The organism is Pseudomonas sp. LBUM1657 (assembly GCF_059716075.1).
Genome location: NZ_CP166799.1, coordinates 6,341,726 through 6,355,802, shown reverse-complemented (window position 1 = coordinate 6,355,802; position 14,077 = coordinate 6,341,726). Strand labels below are relative to the sequence as shown.

The following is a 14,077-nucleotide window of genomic DNA, read 5'->3' as shown; positions in this document are numbered from 1 at the left end:
TTTTTTTCATGCAAGCGTATCAGCGCGATTTCATTCGTTTTGCCATCGATCGCGGCGTTTTGCGCTTCGGCGAGTTCACCCTGAAGTCCGGGCGTACCAGTCCTTACTTCTTTAATGCGGGCCTGTTCAACTCGGGTTCGGCCCTTGCGCAGCTGGGTCGTTTCTATGCGGCAGCCATCGTTGAAAGCGGCATTTCCTTCGACGTGCTGTTCGGTCCAGCCTACAAAGGCATCCCTTTGGCGGCGACCACCGCAGTGGCCCTGGCCGAACATCATGAGCGGGATTTGCCATGGTGCTTCAACCGCAAGGAAGCCAAGGCTCACGGCGAAGGCGGCAGCCTGGTCGGTGCGCCATTGACCGGTGACGTGCTGATTATCGACGACGTGATCACCGCAGGCACCGCGATCCGTGAAGTGATGCAGATTATCGCTTCCCAGGACGGCGCCAAGGCTGCGGGCGTGTTGATCGCCCTGAACCGTCAGGAACGTGGCAACGGTGAGTTGTCGGCGATCCAGGAAGTGGAGCGTGACTTCGGCATTCCGGTGATCAGCATTGTTTCGCTGAACCAGGTGCTCGAATTCCTGGCTGACGATCCGCAGCTCAAGCAACACCTGCCGGCGGTTGAAGCCTACCGCGCCCAATTCGGCGTTTGACTGCAATCCCTTGTGGGAGCGGGCTTGCTCGCGAAGACGGAGTGTCAGTCACATCAATACTGGATGTGCCGCCGCTTTCGCGAGCAAGCCCGCTCCTACAAGGATCGCAGGCAAAAAAAGACCCCGCTCAGCCAGGCTGAGCGGGGTCTTTTTGTTTGTGCGGCTTAGGGACGCTTGCGATTGCTGATCAGCGTGCCCACACCGGTATCGGTGAAGATTTCCAACAGAATTGCATTCGGCACCCGGCCATCGATGATCAGAGAACTGCCCACGCCACCCTGAACCGCTTCCAGCGCGCAACGGATCTTCGGCAGCATGCCGCCGTAGATGGTGCCGTCGGCAATCAGGTCGTCGACCTGTTGGGTGGTCAGGCCGGTCAGGACCGTCCCCGACTTGTCCATCAGGCCTGCGATGTTGGTCAGCAGCATCAGCTTCTCGGCTTTCAACGCTTCGGCCACTTTACCGGCCACCAGATCGGCGTTGATGTTGTACGACTCACCGTTCGCGCCGACGCCGATTGGGGCGATCACCGGGATGAAGTCACCTTTGACCAGCAGGTTCAGCAGGTCGGTGTTGATGCCGACCACTTCGCCCACATGCCCGATGTCGATGATTTCCGGCTGGGTCATCTCCGGCGTCTGGCGGGTCACGGTGAGCTTTTTCGCACGAATCAGCTCGGCGTCTTTGCCGGTCAGGCCAATGGCGCTGCCGCCGTGACGGTTGATCAGGTTGACGATGTCTTTGTTCACCTGACCGCCGAGGACCATTTCCACCACGTCCATGGTCTGCGCATCCGTCACGCGCATGCCATCGATGAAGTGGCTCTCGATCGACAGACGCTTGAGCAGGTCACCGATTTGCGGGCCGCCACCGTGAACCACCACCGGGTTGATGCCGACAGCTTTCATCAGCACGATGTCGCGGGCGAAGCCGGTTTTCAGCTCCTCGCTTTCCATCGCGTTGCCGCCGTATTTGATCACCAGCGTCTTGCCGACATAACGGCGAATGTAAGGCAGCGCTTCGGACAGGACCTTGGCGGTGTTGGCGGCGGCTTCGCGTTCGAGGGTCATTCAGGGCTCCGGGTGCTTCAGAAGATCAAAACGGTAATTGGAGATCAGGTGCAACACGCTTCAACTGGACTTTGAAAACATCCTTGATGCGCTGCAATTCAGCCTCGTCATCGGCCTCGAAGCGCAGCACCAGCACCGGTGTGGTGTTGGACGCGCGCACCAGGCCCCAGCCTTTGGCGTAGTCGACTCGCACGCCGTCGATGGTGGTCAGGTCAGCGCCTTCGCCCCACTTCGCGTCGTGCAGAGCATCAATGATGCTGAATTTGCTCTCTTCGGTCACATGGATATTGATTTCCGGCGTAGAAATATCGTTCGGGAAGGTCGCAAACAGCTCTTCCGCAGTGGATTTTTCCTTGCTGAGGATCTCCAGCAGACGCGCGGCGCTGTAAATGCCGTCGTCGAAACCGAACCAGCGCTCCTTGAAGAAGATGTGCCCGCTCATTTCGCCGGCCAGCAGGGCGCCGGTTTGTTTCATTTTCTTTTTGATCAACGAATGACCGGTCTTCCACATTAGCGGGCGACCACCGTATTCCTTGATCAGCGGCGTCAGGCGGCGGGTGCATTTGACGTCGAAGATGATTTCCGCGTCAGCGTTGCGCGCCAGCACGTCGCGGGCGAACAGCATCAGCAGGCGGTCCGGGTAGACGATGCTGCCGGTGTTGGTCACCACACCCACGCGGTCGCCGTCGCCGTCGAAAGCCAGGCCCAGGTCAGCGTTGGTTTCCTTGACCTTGGCGATCAGGTCCACGAGGTTTTCAGGCTTGCCCGGATCCGGGTGATGGTTCGGGAAATTGCCGTCGACGTCGCAGAACAGCGGGATGACTTCGCAGTTCAGGGCTTCGATCAGTTGCGGAGCGATCACGCCAGCGGCACCGTTACCGCAATCGACCACCACTTTCAGGCGGCGGGCGAGCTTGATGTCCTGGACGATTTCGGTGTTGTAGCGGTCGAGAATCTCGACCTTGGTGATGCTGCCCTTGCCGCTGCTCAGATTGTTGGTCTTGAGGCGTTCATGCAAGGCCTGGATCTGTTCGTTGGCCAGGGTATCGCCAGCGATGACGATCTTGAAGCCGTTGTAGTTCGACGGATTGTGGCTGCCGGTCAGCATCACACCGGATTTGCCGGCCAGTACGTTGGCGGCGTAGTACAGCGCAGGCGTTGGCACCAGACCGACGTCGCTGACGTGGCAGCCGCTGTCGGCGAGGCCTTTGATCAATTGTTCTACCAGCTCCGGGCCGGACAGGCGTCCGTCGCGGCCGACCGAAACGTTCGGTTCGTCCTGGGCCAGGCTTTGGGAGCCGATGGCGCGACCGAGCCAATAAGCGGTTTCAGCGTTCAAGAATTCCGGGACGGTGCCGCGAATATCGTAGGCGCGGAAGATGCTGTCGGGGAACTTGGGTGCGACTTGGGCTGGGGTGCTCATTACTGGAAATGCTCCATCTTGAAGGTGGCTGGACCTGCCGGCGAAGAACTCGCCGACGGGCGCAAACTGAAGGGTATGACGGCGTTTTCCACCGAGAGTTCGTGGTGTGCAAAGGCCATGACCCCAGATTCAGTGAGCCTTTGTCCGGTCAATGCCTTGATTTCCAGTAGTAAACCTTCCAGATGACGGCTGTGCAATTTCAGCCGCAAACCTGTGGGAGCGAGCTTGCTCGCGATATCTCGCTGGTGGTCAGCACTCGTGTTGAATGTGCCACCGTCATCGCGAGCAAGCTCGCTCCCACAATGAAGCGTCCAGCCGCCATTTTCGGATCAATGGCTGCCGGAATGCCCGAAGCCGCCAGCACCGCGCTCGGTTTCAACGAACTCTTCGACCATCTCGAAGTGCGCCTGAACCACCGGCACCAGAACCAGTTGAGCCAAACGCTCGCCGACCACCATGTTGAAGTCGGTCTGGCCACGGTTCCAGCACGACACCATCAGTGGACCCTGGTAATCGGAATCGATCAGGCCGACCAGGTTGCCCAGCACGATGCCGTGTTTATGGCCCAGGCCTGAGCGCGGCAGAATCAACGCTGCCAGGCCTGGATCGCCGATGTACACCGACAGGCCGGTAGGGATCAGCAGGGTTTCGCCCGGCTTGATGACGGTGTCTTTTTCCAGCATGGCGCGCAGGTCGAGGCCGGCGGAGCCTGGTGTGGCGTACTGTGGCAGCGGAAATTCGGTACCGATGCGAGGGTCGAGGATCTTGGCTTGCAAAGCGTGCATGTAAATTAAACCTGGTTCAGACGTTCGGCGATAAAAGTGATCAGCTGGCGAGCAATCTTGCTCTTGCTGGTCTGGGCGAAGAGTGTGGCGTGAAGCTCACGATCGATCACGCTGCAGGCGTTTTCTTCGCTGTTGAAGCCAATGCTCGGATTGGCGACGTCGTTGGCGACGATCAAATCGAGGTTCTTGTCTTTCAATTTGCGGGCAGCGTAATCGAGCAGGTGTTCGGTTTCGGCGGCGAAACCGACACTGAATGGACGGTCGGGGCGAGTTGCAATGGTGGCCAGGATGTCCGGGTTACGCACCATCTGTAGCAACAAGCCGTCGCCGCTCGTAGGGTCTTTCTTGAGTTTCTGTGGGGCGACGACTTCCGGCCGGTAGTCCGCGACCGCAGCGGAGGCGATAAACAGGTCACAGGGGATTGCGGCTTCACAGGCGGCGAGCATGTCGCGCGCGCTGACCACGTCGATGCGGGTGACGCGGTCCGGGGTCGGCAGGTGCACCGGGCCGGTGATCAGCGTTACGCGAGCACCGGCTTCCACCGCTGCTTCGGCCAGGGCAAAGCCCATTTTTCCCGAGCTGTGGTTGGTGATGTAGCGCACCGGGTCGATGTTTTCCTGAGTCGGGCCGGCCGTAATCAGTACGTGTTTGCCAGTCAGTGCCTGGCGCTGGAAGCAGTCCGCCGCGCACTGCGCGAGGTCGGTGGCTTCGAGCATGCGACCCATGCCGACGTCGCCGCAGGCTTGGCTGCCGGAGGCTGGGCCGAAGGTTTTCAGGCCACGGCTTTCGAGGGTTTGCAGGTTGGCCTGGGTTGCCGGATCGCGCCACATGGCCTGGTTCATTGCAGGGGCAACGGCGACCACGGCGTCTGTGGCCAGCACCAAAGTGGTCAGCAAGTCGTCGGCAATGCCTTGGGCCAGGCGGGCGATCAGGTCCGCGGTGGCGGGGGCGATCAGCACCAGGTCGGCCCATTTGGCCAGCTCGATGTGGCCCATCGCGGCTTCGGCCGCAGGGTCCAGCAGGTCCAGGTGAACCGGGTGGCCGGACAAGGCCTGCATGGTTAACGGAGTAATGAACTCGCTGCCGCCACGGGTCATGACCACGCGCACTTCGGCGCCCTGGTCGATCAGCCGGCGAACCAGATCGGCGCTTTTGTAGGCAGCGATACCGCCGCCGACGCCCAGAACGATGCGTTTCCGATACAGCCGCTGCATAGGTCTGCCTTTCAATTCGATGGTGACTGCATGGCGATACCCCCTCCCCAGGGATGAAATCGCCAGCAAAAAAGATGGGCTACGATATCACAGCGACCGCTACGGAACAGCGGCGCCCACATACCAGGGAGGTGCTATGAGTATTCGAGATTGGCCGGCGGCCGAGCGGCCGCGGGAGAGGTTACTTGAGTTGGGCTCGGCGAGTCTTTCGGACGCCGAGCTGCTGGCGATTTTTTTGCGAACTGGCGTGTCAGGTAAAAGCGCAGTTGATCTGGCGCGACACCTGTTGAGTCAGTTTAGCAGTCTGCGCTCACTGCTCGAAGCTGATCAGGCAGCGTTCAGCCGGCAATTGGGGCTTGGGCCAGCGAAATTCGCTCAGTTGCAAGCAGCACAGGAGATGGGCAGACGGCATTTAGCCGAACGTGCGCGGCAAAAATCGGCGCTGGAAAACCCACAGGCGGTTCGTGATTACCTGAAGTCGATGCTGCGCCACGAGCCTCACGAGGTGTTCGGGTGTCTGTTTTTGGACTCCAAGCATCAAGTGCTGGGCTTTGAAGCGTTGTTTCGCGGCTCTATCGACAGCACGAGCGTCCATCCAAGGCAGGTAGTCAAACGTGCCCTTGCCCATAACGCTGCAGCGTTGATCCTCTGTCACAACCATCCGTCGGGCAACACCAACCCCAGTCAGGCCGACCGGATGCTGACCAAACGCCTGCGAGAGGCGCTGGACCTGGTCGATGTGCGGGTGCTCGACCATTTCATCATCGGTGACGGCGACCCACTGTCCATGGCTGAGTATGGGTGGATGTGAGCGAAGGATTCGAAGTTAAGTGAGTCCATGTGGGAGCGGGCTTGCCCGCGATGACGTCGGCAAATTCAACATAGTTGTCGCCTGAAAGTCCGCTATCGCGGGCAAGCCCGCTCCCACAGGTTTTGTGTCGGGTCGGATTACTTGATGCTGACCTTGGAGTAATCCTGACGACCAAACGGGCTGACCGAATAACCCTCAACGTCTTTGCGCGTCAGCGCGAAGGCAGTCGGGTGGGCCAGCGGCAGCCACAGCGCCTGCTGCTGGATCTGTGCTTGGGCCTGTTCGTAGAGCTTGGTGCGTACACCTTGCTCGCCAGTGGTCTTGCCGGCGCTGATTAGCTTGTCCAGGTCCTGGTTGCAGTAGCGGGCGAAGTTGGTGCCGGACTTGACTGCGGCGCAGGAAAACTGCGGCGTGAGGAAGTTATCCGGATCGCCATTGTCTCCGGCCCAGCCCATGAACAGCAGGTCGTGTTCACCGGCCTTGGCGCGGCGAATCAGTTCGCCCCATTCGATCACGCGAATCTCGGCCTGAATGCCGATTTCCGCCAGGTCGGACTGCAGCATCTGCGCGCTGAGGCTTGGATTAGGATTCAACAGACTGCCGGAAGGACGGGTCCAGATGGTGGTCTGGAAGCCATCCTTGAGCCCGGCCTTGGCCATCAATGCCTTGGCTTTCTCGATGTCATGTGGATAACCCGGCAAGCCTTTGGCGTAGCTCCAGGTGTTGGGCGGGTACGGGCCGTTGGCGGGTTCGGCGGTGTCTTCGAACACCGCTTTGACGTAGTTGGCCTTGTCGAACGCGAGGTTGATCGCCTGGCGCACTTCAGGTTTATCCAGCGGCGGATGCTGGCTGTTGATGCCGACGAACGCGGTCATGAACGCGTCAGTCTTTTCCACTTTCAGTGTCGGTTCTTTCAGCGCGGCCTGTACGTCCAGCGGCTTGGGTGACAGGGCGATCTGGCATTCATTGCGGCGCAGCTTCTGCAAACGCACGTTGGCGTCCGGCGTAATGGCGAAGATCAGCGGGTCCACCGAAGGTTTGCCGCGGAAGTACTCGGCGTTGGCCTTGTAACGAATCGAGGCGTCTTTCTGGAAGCGCGTGAAAATGAACGGGCCGCTGCCGATCGGCTGGCTGTTGAGCTTTTCTGGAGTGCCGGCCTTGAGCAGCTTGTCGGCGTATTCGGCCGAATAGATCGAGGCGAAGCCCATGCTCAGGGTCGGGAGGAAGGTCGAGTCCGGGTGGTCGAGGGTGAAGCGCACGGTCAGCGGGTCCAGCGCGTCGATCTTCTTGATCAGCGCGGGCAACTGCATCGATTGGGCATGCGGGAAGCCACTTTGAGCAACTTTGTGCCACGGGTTGGCCGGGTCGAGCATGCGGTCGAAACTGAATTTCACGTCTTCGGCGGTCAGTTCGCGCGTCGGGCTGAAATAGTCGGTGCGATGGAATTTCACTTTTGGGTGAAGTTTGAACACATACGTCAGGCCGTCGGGAGTGACTTCCCAGCTGTCCGCGAGGCTGGCGACCACTTTGCCGCTGGCCGTATCGAAGTCCACCAGACGATTCATCAGCACGTCGGCCGATGCGTTGGTGGTGGTCAGCGAGTTGTATTGCACCACGTCGAACCCTTCAGGGCTTGCCTCGGTGCAGACGCTCAGCGCGGCAGCATGGGCCAATGGGCTCAGCAGAAGAGGGGCGAGCAACAGCGGTAGGGCAGCGAGGCGCATGGTCGGATTCCTTTACAGATCGAAGGCCCATCTGCAAGTGCAGTCTGGAAAAGGCTTACCCTAGTGGGCTCTTTTGCAAATGACTATCCCCTTTTTCATTTTCGGGGGACTATGGGCGACTGATTTTGGTGTGTGAAGGTCGGGGAAGCTCCGGATTGATGGGTTGGCCGTTTCTGTGCGACGAGCGGTCGTTATCGACCATAGCCTTTATCCAAGGCGCTCGGCGCTCGAAAAATGGGGTTTTTATCAACTCAACGCACACCGATTGTTGTTGCTCTCCAGTCTTTCTGGTATAAAGCAGCGCTCTTTTCTAGGGGCCCGGTTCCTTCACTGTAGGTGTAGCCGGTAAGACCTCTAAAGAAACGCGGCGCCTGGCGCCAAATGACTGAGAGATTAAGCGGCCAACCCATGCCGGGTTGGGCATGTGGTTTTAGAGGGCTGAGGCATGTCGAGAGTATGTCAAGTTACCGGTAAGGGTCCGGTGACTGGGAATAACATTTCCCACGCAAACAACAAAACCCGTCGTCGTTTCCTGCCGAACCTGCAGCATCACCGCTTCTGGGTTGAAGAAGAGAAACGTTTCGTGCGTCTGCGCGTATCTGCCAAAGGCATGCGTATCATCGACAAGCGTGGCATCACTGTCGTGCTGGCCGAAATCCGCAAAGCTGGCAAGATCTAAGGGAGCTAATCATGCGTGAATTGATTCGTTTGATTTCGAGCGCCGGTACTGGTCACTTCTACACTACCGACAAGAACAAGCGCACTACTCCGGACAAAATCGAGATCAAGAAATTTGATCCGGTTGTTCGCAAGCACGTGATCTACAAAGAAGGCAAAATCAAGTAATTGATTTTTCCCTCTTACGAAAAAGGCCCGTATCGCGAGATACGGGCCTTTTTTGTCAGGTCTGAAAAGCTTTCAGGTTTTTAGCCGCACTGAATGCTGACGATGATTTTGTCAGCATTGGTCAGCAGGCTGATTCTCCGTGGGACCCGTTTTCGATCCGATGCAAATCTTGGCCCGGTGACCCGGACCGGTGCGCCATCGGCCTTTGCGCGAACTTCTTCGAGCAATTCGGGGGTGTACGTTTTGCCGATGGTGTATTGAGCGATCGTGATGTCGCATTGATCTGGATTGTCAGACATGAGGCTTCCTTGCGGTTAAAAAAGTTGAGGTGACAGCGAGTCAAAACCTGACAACACGTCCTGTGTTGTCATTCGTTTTGGCGCTGAAGAAGCTTCGCTCAACCGAACCTCTCATGTCTTACCTGGATCGTGACCAGCCGTGTCGGATCAGGCCTTCTGTTCAAACACCACGTAGATCTTGCGGCAATCCTCCAGTACCTCCCAGGTGCCGCGAAAGCCCGCCGGAATGACGAAGCGATCACCAACGCGCAGGGTCTTGGCATTGCCATCGTTGTCGCGCAGTACTGAAACGCCCTGAACGATTTCGCAGTATTCATGCTCGGTGTAGTTCACATGCCACTGGCCGACTGCGCCTTCCCACACACCTGCGCTCATCTGGCCGCACGGGCTGTTGTAGTGGTTGTACACCGCTTGCTCGGGGTCGCCCTTGAGGACTTTCGCCGGGTCTGGCCGATAGCGATCGGGCTGAGTGGTGACCTGGTTGAAATCGACGACATCCTGGATCTTCATTCTTGTAATTCCCCATGATTGCGCTGGAAAGTCCAAAGTCTATGTTTATTAAAATGAACATCGCAAGGCCGTTTGCCGGTCTTATGTCAAATATATTGAAACTACACCGGCCGCTGGTTTAGGGTGACGGTTGCCTCGGGCCGAAAAATGCAGGCTGGCCGGGCAGAATTCCTGAGACCGCCCGCGAAGAACGCGGGGCGCTCGTATTCAATAAGAGGAGGACACTCGTATGACCACCCTGACTCGTGCCGATTGGGAACAACGGGCTCGCGATCTGAAGATCGAAGGCCGCGCCTACATCAATGGCGAATACACCGATGCCGTCTCCAGCGAGACCTTCGAGTGCATCAGCCCGGTCGATGGCCGTCTGCTGGGCAAAATTGCCAGCTGTGACGCCGCCGACGCCCAGCGCGCTGTTGAAAACGCCCGCGCTACCTTCAATTCCGGCGTGTGGTCGCGCCTGGCGCCGACCAAACGCAAAGCCACCATGATTCGTTTTGCCGGCCTGCTGAAGCAGCACGCCGAAGAGCTGGCGCTGCTTGAAACCCTGGACATGGGCAAACCGATCAGCGACTCGCTGTACATCGACGTTCCCGGCGCGGCGCAAGCCCTGAGCTGGAGCGGTGAAGCGATCGACAAGATCTACGACGAAGTCGCCGCCACCCCGCACGACCAACTGGGTCTGGTGACCCGCGAGCCGGTCGGCGTCGTCGGCGCCATCGTGCCGTGGAACTTCCCGTTGATGATGGCCTGCTGGAAACTCGGCCCGGCGCTGTCCACCGGTAACTCGGTGATCCTCAAGCCGTCCGAAAAATCCCCGCTGACTGCCATCCGAATCGCTGCGTTGGCCGTCGAAGCCGGTATCCCGAAAGGCGTGCTGAACGTGCTGCCAGGCTACGGTCACACCGTCGGCAAGGCGCTGGCCCTGCACAACGACGTGGATACCCTGGTGTTCACCGGTTCGACCAAAATCGCCAAGCAACTGCTGATCTACTCTGGCGAATCGAACATGAAGCGCGTCTGGCTGGAAGCCGGTGGCAAGAGCCCGAACATCGTGTTCGCCGATGCTCCGGACCTGCAAGCCGCCGCTGAATCGGCTGCCGGCGCCATCGCCTTCAACCAGGGCGAAGTCTGCACCGCCGGTTCGCGTCTGCTGGTCGAGCGTTCGATCAAGGACACCTTCCTGCCGCTGGTAATCGAGGCGCTGAAAACCTGGAAGCCGGGCAATCCTCTGGACCCAGCGACCAACGTCGGTGCGCTGGTGGATACCCAGCAGATGAACACTGTGCTGTCTTACATCGAGTCCGGTCACGCCGACGGCGCCAAACTGGTGGCTGGTGGCAAGCGTACGCTTCAGGAAACCGGTGGCACTTACGTTGAGCCGACGATTTTCGACGGCGTGAGCAATGCGATGAAAATCGCTCAGGAAGAGATTTTTGGCCCGGTCTTGTCGGTGATCGCTTTCGATACCGCCGAAGAAGCCATCCAGATCGCCAACGACACGCCGTACGGCCTGGCCGCGGCGGTGTGGACCAGGGACATCTCGAAGGCTCACCTGACCGCCAAGGCGCTGCGTGCCGGTAGCGTGTGGGTCAACCAGTACGATGGCGGCGACATGACTGCACCGTTCGGTGGCTTCAAACAGTCCGGCAATGGTCGCGACAAGTCGCTGCACGCGTTCGACAAATACACCGAGCTGAAGGCGACCTGGATCAAGTTGTAAGTCGGTTGCCTTAACGACGCAGATCCCCTGTGGGAGCGGGCTTGCTCGCGAAGACGGTGTAACAGTCAACATTGATGTTGAATGTACTGGCCACTTCGCGAGCAAGCCCGCTCCCACATTGTTTTGTGCCGTCTGAAAATAATATCCACAGGAGCGTGGAACATGCGTTGGGCGACGTATTTCGCCGTGTTGGCGTCTGTCTTGAGTGTCGGCCTGGCCCTGGGCGTCACCATGCCGCTGGTGTCGTTGCGCCTGGAAGGCTGGGGTTATGGCTCGTTTGCCATCGGTGTGATGGCGGCGATGCCGGCGATTGGCGTGTTGCTGGGGGCGAAAATCTCCAGCCATCTGGCGGCGCGTCTCGGCACGGCCAACCTGATGCGCCTGTGCTTGTGGGCCGGGGCTTTGTCCATCGGCTTGCTGGCACTGTTGCCAAGCTATCCGATCTGGCTAGTGCTGCGGTTGATGATCGGGGTGATCCTGACCCTCGTCTTCATCCTCGGCGAAAGCTGGATCAACCAGTTGGTGGTCGAGCAGTGGCGCGGACGGCTGGTGGCGCTGTATGGCAGCAGCTATGCGCTGAGCCAACTGGCCGGGCCATTACTGTTGGGTGCGTTGGGCACCGAGCACGATTACGGTTTCTGGGCCGGTGTCGGTTTACTGGTGGCGGCGCCGTTCCTGTTGCTGGGACGTAGCGGGGCGCCCACCAGCGAAGCCTGCAGCGTCACCTTCGGTGACTTGCTGACCTTCTGCCGTGGTTTGCCGGCAATTGCCTGGGCGGTGTCGCTGTTCGCGGCGTTCGAAGCGATGATCCTGACGTTGCTACCGGTTTACTGCCTGCGTCAGGGCTTCACGACGGAAATCGCGCTGGCGATGGTCAGCACGGTGGTGGTGGGTGATGCGTTGCTGCAATTGCCGATTGGCGCGTTGGCGGATCGTTTGTCGCGGCGCACCTTGTTCACCGGGTGCGCGGTGGTCTTGCTGCTGTCGAGCCTGGCGATTCCGCTGTTGATCGATACCTTGCTGATCTGGCCGCTGTGGGTGTTGTTCGGCGCCAGTGCCGGCGGCTTGTTCACCTTGTCACTGATTTTGATCGGCGAGCGCTATCGCGACGATGCGCTGGTGCGCGCCAATGCGCATATCGCACAGCTATGGGGGATCGGTTGCCTGGTCGGCCCGCTGGCGGCGGGTGCCGGCAGCCAGTGGATCAGTGGCCACGCGTTGCCGCTGCTGATGGCGGCGGGGGCGTTCGGATTAGTGATACTGGTGTCGCGGCAAGGTGCGTTTGGCGCCGTGGCCGAACCCGCCTGAAACCTGTGGGAGCGGGCTTGCTCGCGACGGCGGTCCGCCGGTCAATAATGATGTGACTGTTACATTGCTTTCGCGAGCAAGCCCGCTCCCACAGGAATCGCGTTCAGGTGCGCTTATAACATCCGCTCCAGCCCCACCGTGGTGCTGAACCATGCATTGAAGCGTCGCCACCAGCTCCCCGGTTCCTTGGTCAGCGTGTGCATTTTGCCGTTATCTTCGGTGACCCAGACGATCTGACCCTTCTCCAGTTTCGCCTGATAACTCAGTGGCGGCGCCATGCCCTGCATCGCCAGTTCGCGGACATGGGCCGCGAGTTCAGGGCTGTCCACCAACACTCCGACTTCTGTATTCCATAGCACCGAGCGCGGGTCGAAATTGAACGAGCCGATGAAGGATTTCTGCTGGTCGAAGATGATCGCCTTGCTGTGCAGGCTGGAATCGGAGCCACGGTAAGACTTGCTGTAAAAGATATGCGGACCGCTACCGCCGCCTTCGCCGGGTTGGCGACGCAACTCGAATAACTGCACGCCATGCTGCAGCAGTGCCTTGCGATACGGCGCGTATCCGCCATGTACCGCCGGTACGTCGGTGGCTTCCAGTGAGTTGGTCAGAAACTTTACCGACACCCCGGCATCGGCGCGCCCGGTCAGGTACACAAGGCCCGGCTGGCCGGGGACGAAGTAGGCCGAGATCATGATCAGCTCTTTGCTGACTCTGTTGAGTTCGGGCGCCAATTGCGTGGTCAGCAGCAACTGCGGGTCGGGTTCGCCGTTGGCCAGCACTTTGCTGGGTGCGTCCCACAGCGCCTGATTCCAGGCCCAGATCAACTCTCGACGCCAGATGTCCAGGCGCGGGTGAGTGGTGTAGGTCATCAGTTGTTGATAGAGCGCGTGATTCTGCTTGCGCGTTTCTTCCAGGGATTCTTCCAGTCGGGTCCGCGTATTTTGCAGATCCTTGGCCGTCGGTTTGCTCGAAAGGAACTCATCGATCGGCTTGCTCAGCGCACTGTTCCAGTACTGATCAAAACTGTGTCCCAACTGTTCGGCGACCGGGCCGACGCTGAGCATGTCGATGTCGGTGAAATTCAGGTTCGGCTCGGCATCGAAATACTCGTCCCCCAGATTGCGTCCGCCCACGATGGCCACGCTGTTGTCCGCCAGCCACAGTTTGTTGTGCATGCGCCGGTGTTGCAGCGACAGGTTGAACAGCCGGCCCATGGCCCGTGTCACACCTGTGGCGCGGCCCAGGTGCAGCGGGTTGAACAGTCGGATCTGAATATGCGGATGCGCGGCCAGGGTCGCGATGATCCAGTCCAGGCCATCGCTGGTCATGTCGTCGAGCAGAATGCGCACCCGCACGCCGCGGTCGGCGGCCTTGAGCAGTTCGTCCACCAGCATTCGTGTGCTGATGCCGTCGTGGACGATGTAGTACTGCAAGTCGAGGCTGCTTTGGGCGTTGCGGATCAGCTCGGCGCGGGCCATGAAGGCCTCGCCGCTGTCGGACAGCAGGCGAAAACCGGATCTCCCCTCATGGGGCGCGGCTTGAGCCTGAATCGAACGGCCGAATGCCGAATCACTGGCGGGCAGTGCCTGGCTCGGTTCGCGCTGAACATTAAACCCGGCGCAACCGCTCAGGAACGAGGCGAGTAGCAGAAGAGCGAGCAGGGACTGTCTGACTCTCACGTGGGATCGTTCCGATTGGCGGCTGGTGT

General features: G+C 59.5%; 13 protein-coding genes and 1 pseudogene. 6 read left to right on the top strand and 8 right to left on the bottom strand.

All coding sequences use genetic code 11. The features are described 5' to 3' along the window. Window positions 1-8: 8 nt before the first annotated feature. Window positions 9-653 (top strand): orotate phosphoribosyltransferase, encoded by a 645-nt coding sequence (gene pyrE, locus ACA055_RS29395; RefSeq protein ID WP_054048446.1) that lies wholly within the window; start codon window positions 9-11, stop codon window positions 651-653. Window positions 654-817: 164 nt separating this feature from the next. Here pyrE and argB read toward each other — a convergent pair whose 3' ends face one another. The 4 genes and pseudogenes from argB to coaBC form a co-directional block, all read right to left on the bottom strand. Further along, window positions 818-1,723 carry an acetylglutamate kinase gene (gene argB, locus ACA055_RS29390; protein ID WP_497681710.1) on the bottom strand — a complete coding sequence of 302 codons (906 nt, stop codon included), beginning with the start codon at window positions 1,721-1,723 and terminating at the stop codon, window positions 818-820. Window positions 1,724-1,748: 25 nt separating this feature from the next. Beyond that, window positions 1,749-3,152: pseudogene (locus ACA055_RS29385) on the bottom strand (phosphomannomutase/phosphoglucomutase); the annotation flags it as partial. A gap of 323 nt (window positions 3,153-3,475) precedes the next feature. Beyond that, the gene (dut, locus tag ACA055_RS29380; RefSeq protein ID WP_010465200.1) at window positions 3,476-3,931 is read right to left on the bottom strand and encodes a dUTP diphosphatase; all 456 of its coding nucleotides are present in this window, start codon (window positions 3,929-3,931) and stop codon (window positions 3,476-3,478) included. A gap of 5 nt (window positions 3,932-3,936) precedes the next feature. After that, a complete protein-coding gene (coaBC, locus tag ACA055_RS29375; protein WP_497681709.1) occupies window positions 3,937-5,145 on the bottom strand; it encodes a bifunctional phosphopantothenoylcysteine decarboxylase/phosphopantothenate--cysteine ligase CoaBC in 1,209 nt (402 codons plus the stop codon). 136 nt (window positions 5,146-5,281) lie between these two features. Between coaBC and radC the strand changes: the two genes are divergently transcribed. Continuing rightward, a complete protein-coding gene (radC, locus tag ACA055_RS29370; protein WP_497681708.1) occupies window positions 5,282-5,956 on the top strand; it encodes a RadC family protein in 675 nt (224 codons plus the stop codon). Window positions 5,957-6,093: 137 nt separating this feature from the next. Here radC and ACA055_RS29365 read toward each other — a convergent pair whose 3' ends face one another. Continuing rightward, entirely contained in the window at window positions 6,094-7,680 is a 1,587-nt protein-coding gene (locus tag ACA055_RS29365) for an ABC transporter substrate-binding protein (protein ID WP_497681707.1), read from the bottom strand. Window positions 7,681-8,125: 445 nt separating this feature from the next. On the opposite strand from ACA055_RS29365, the gene rpmB reads away from it, so the two are divergent. Together rpmB and rpmG are read left to right on the top strand one after the other, a co-directional pair. After that, on the top strand, window positions 8,126-8,359 hold the full coding sequence (rpmB, locus tag ACA055_RS29360; RefSeq protein WP_007894701.1) for a 50S ribosomal protein L28: 234 nt from the start codon (window positions 8,126-8,128) through the stop codon (window positions 8,357-8,359). 11 nt (window positions 8,360-8,370) lie between these two features. Then, window positions 8,371-8,526, top strand: coding sequence for a 50S ribosomal protein L33 (gene rpmG, locus ACA055_RS29355; RefSeq protein ID WP_007894709.1), 156 nt, complete (start codon window positions 8,371-8,373; stop codon window positions 8,524-8,526). Between the two features lie 80 nt (window positions 8,527-8,606). Here the strand turns inward: rpmG and ACA055_RS29350 are convergent, their stop codons facing one another. After that, window positions 8,607-8,825, bottom strand: a complete 219-nt coding sequence (locus tag ACA055_RS29350) for a peptidase inhibitor (RefSeq protein WP_497681706.1) — start codon at window positions 8,823-8,825, stop codon at window positions 8,607-8,609. Window positions 8,826-8,972: 147 nt separating this feature from the next. Then, the gene (locus ACA055_RS29345; RefSeq protein WP_497681705.1) at window positions 8,973-9,335 is read right to left on the bottom strand and encodes a cupin domain-containing protein; all 363 of its coding nucleotides are present in this window, start codon (window positions 9,333-9,335) and stop codon (window positions 8,973-8,975) included. A gap of 229 nt (window positions 9,336-9,564) precedes the next feature. Between ACA055_RS29345 and ACA055_RS29340 the strand changes: the two genes are divergently transcribed. Together ACA055_RS29340 and ACA055_RS29335 are read left to right on the top strand one after the other, a co-directional pair. Then, entirely contained in the window at window positions 9,565-11,058 is a 1,494-nt protein-coding gene (locus ACA055_RS29340; RefSeq protein WP_497681704.1) for an aldehyde dehydrogenase, read from the top strand. 162 nt (window positions 11,059-11,220) lie between these two features. Beyond that, on the top strand, window positions 11,221-12,366 hold the full coding sequence (locus ACA055_RS29335; protein WP_497681703.1) for an MFS transporter: 1,146 nt from the start codon (window positions 11,221-11,223) through the stop codon (window positions 12,364-12,366). Between the two features lie 113 nt (window positions 12,367-12,479). Here ACA055_RS29335 and ACA055_RS29330 read toward each other — a convergent pair whose 3' ends face one another. Beyond that, window positions 12,480-14,048, bottom strand: a complete 1,569-nt coding sequence (locus ACA055_RS29330; RefSeq protein ID WP_497681702.1) for a phospholipase D family protein — start codon at window positions 14,046-14,048, stop codon at window positions 12,480-12,482. Between the last annotated feature and the right edge of the window lie 29 nt (window positions 14,049-14,077).

Coding starts and splice junctions, on each gene's coding strand:
- ACA055_RS29335 (WP_497681703.1), top strand. CDS start 11,221: ATGCGTTGGGCGACGTATTTCGCCGTGTTGGCGTCTGTCTTGAGTGTC.
- dut (WP_010465200.1), bottom strand. CDS start 3,931: ATGCACGCTTTGCAAGCCAAGATCCTCGACCCTCGCATCGGTACCGAA.
- rpmB (WP_007894701.1), top strand. CDS start 8,126: ATGTCGAGAGTATGTCAAGTTACCGGTAAGGGTCCGGTGACTGGGAAT.
- coaBC (WP_497681709.1), bottom strand. CDS start 5,145: ATGCAGCGGCTGTATCGGAAACGCATCGTTCTGGGCGTCGGCGGCGGT.
- ACA055_RS29340 (WP_497681704.1), top strand. CDS start 9,565: ATGACCACCCTGACTCGTGCCGATTGGGAACAACGGGCTCGCGATCTG.
- ACA055_RS29350 (WP_497681706.1), bottom strand. CDS start 8,825: ATGTCTGACAATCCAGATCAATGCGACATCACGATCGCTCAATACACC.
- argB (WP_497681710.1), bottom strand. CDS start 1,723: ATGACCCTCGAACGCGAAGCCGCCGCCAACACCGCCAAGGTCCTGTCC.
- rpmG (WP_007894709.1), top strand. CDS start 8,371: ATGCGTGAATTGATTCGTTTGATTTCGAGCGCCGGTACTGGTCACTTC.
- ACA055_RS29365 (WP_497681707.1), bottom strand. CDS start 7,680: ATGCGCCTCGCTGCCCTACCGCTGTTGCTCGCCCCTCTTCTGCTGAGC.
- pyrE (WP_054048446.1), top strand. CDS start 9: ATGCAAGCGTATCAGCGCGATTTCATTCGTTTTGCCATCGATCGCGGC.
- ACA055_RS29345 (WP_497681705.1), bottom strand. CDS start 9,335: ATGAAGATCCAGGATGTCGTCGATTTCAACCAGGTCACCACTCAGCCC.
- radC (WP_497681708.1), top strand. CDS start 5,282: ATGAGTATTCGAGATTGGCCGGCGGCCGAGCGGCCGCGGGAGAGGTTA.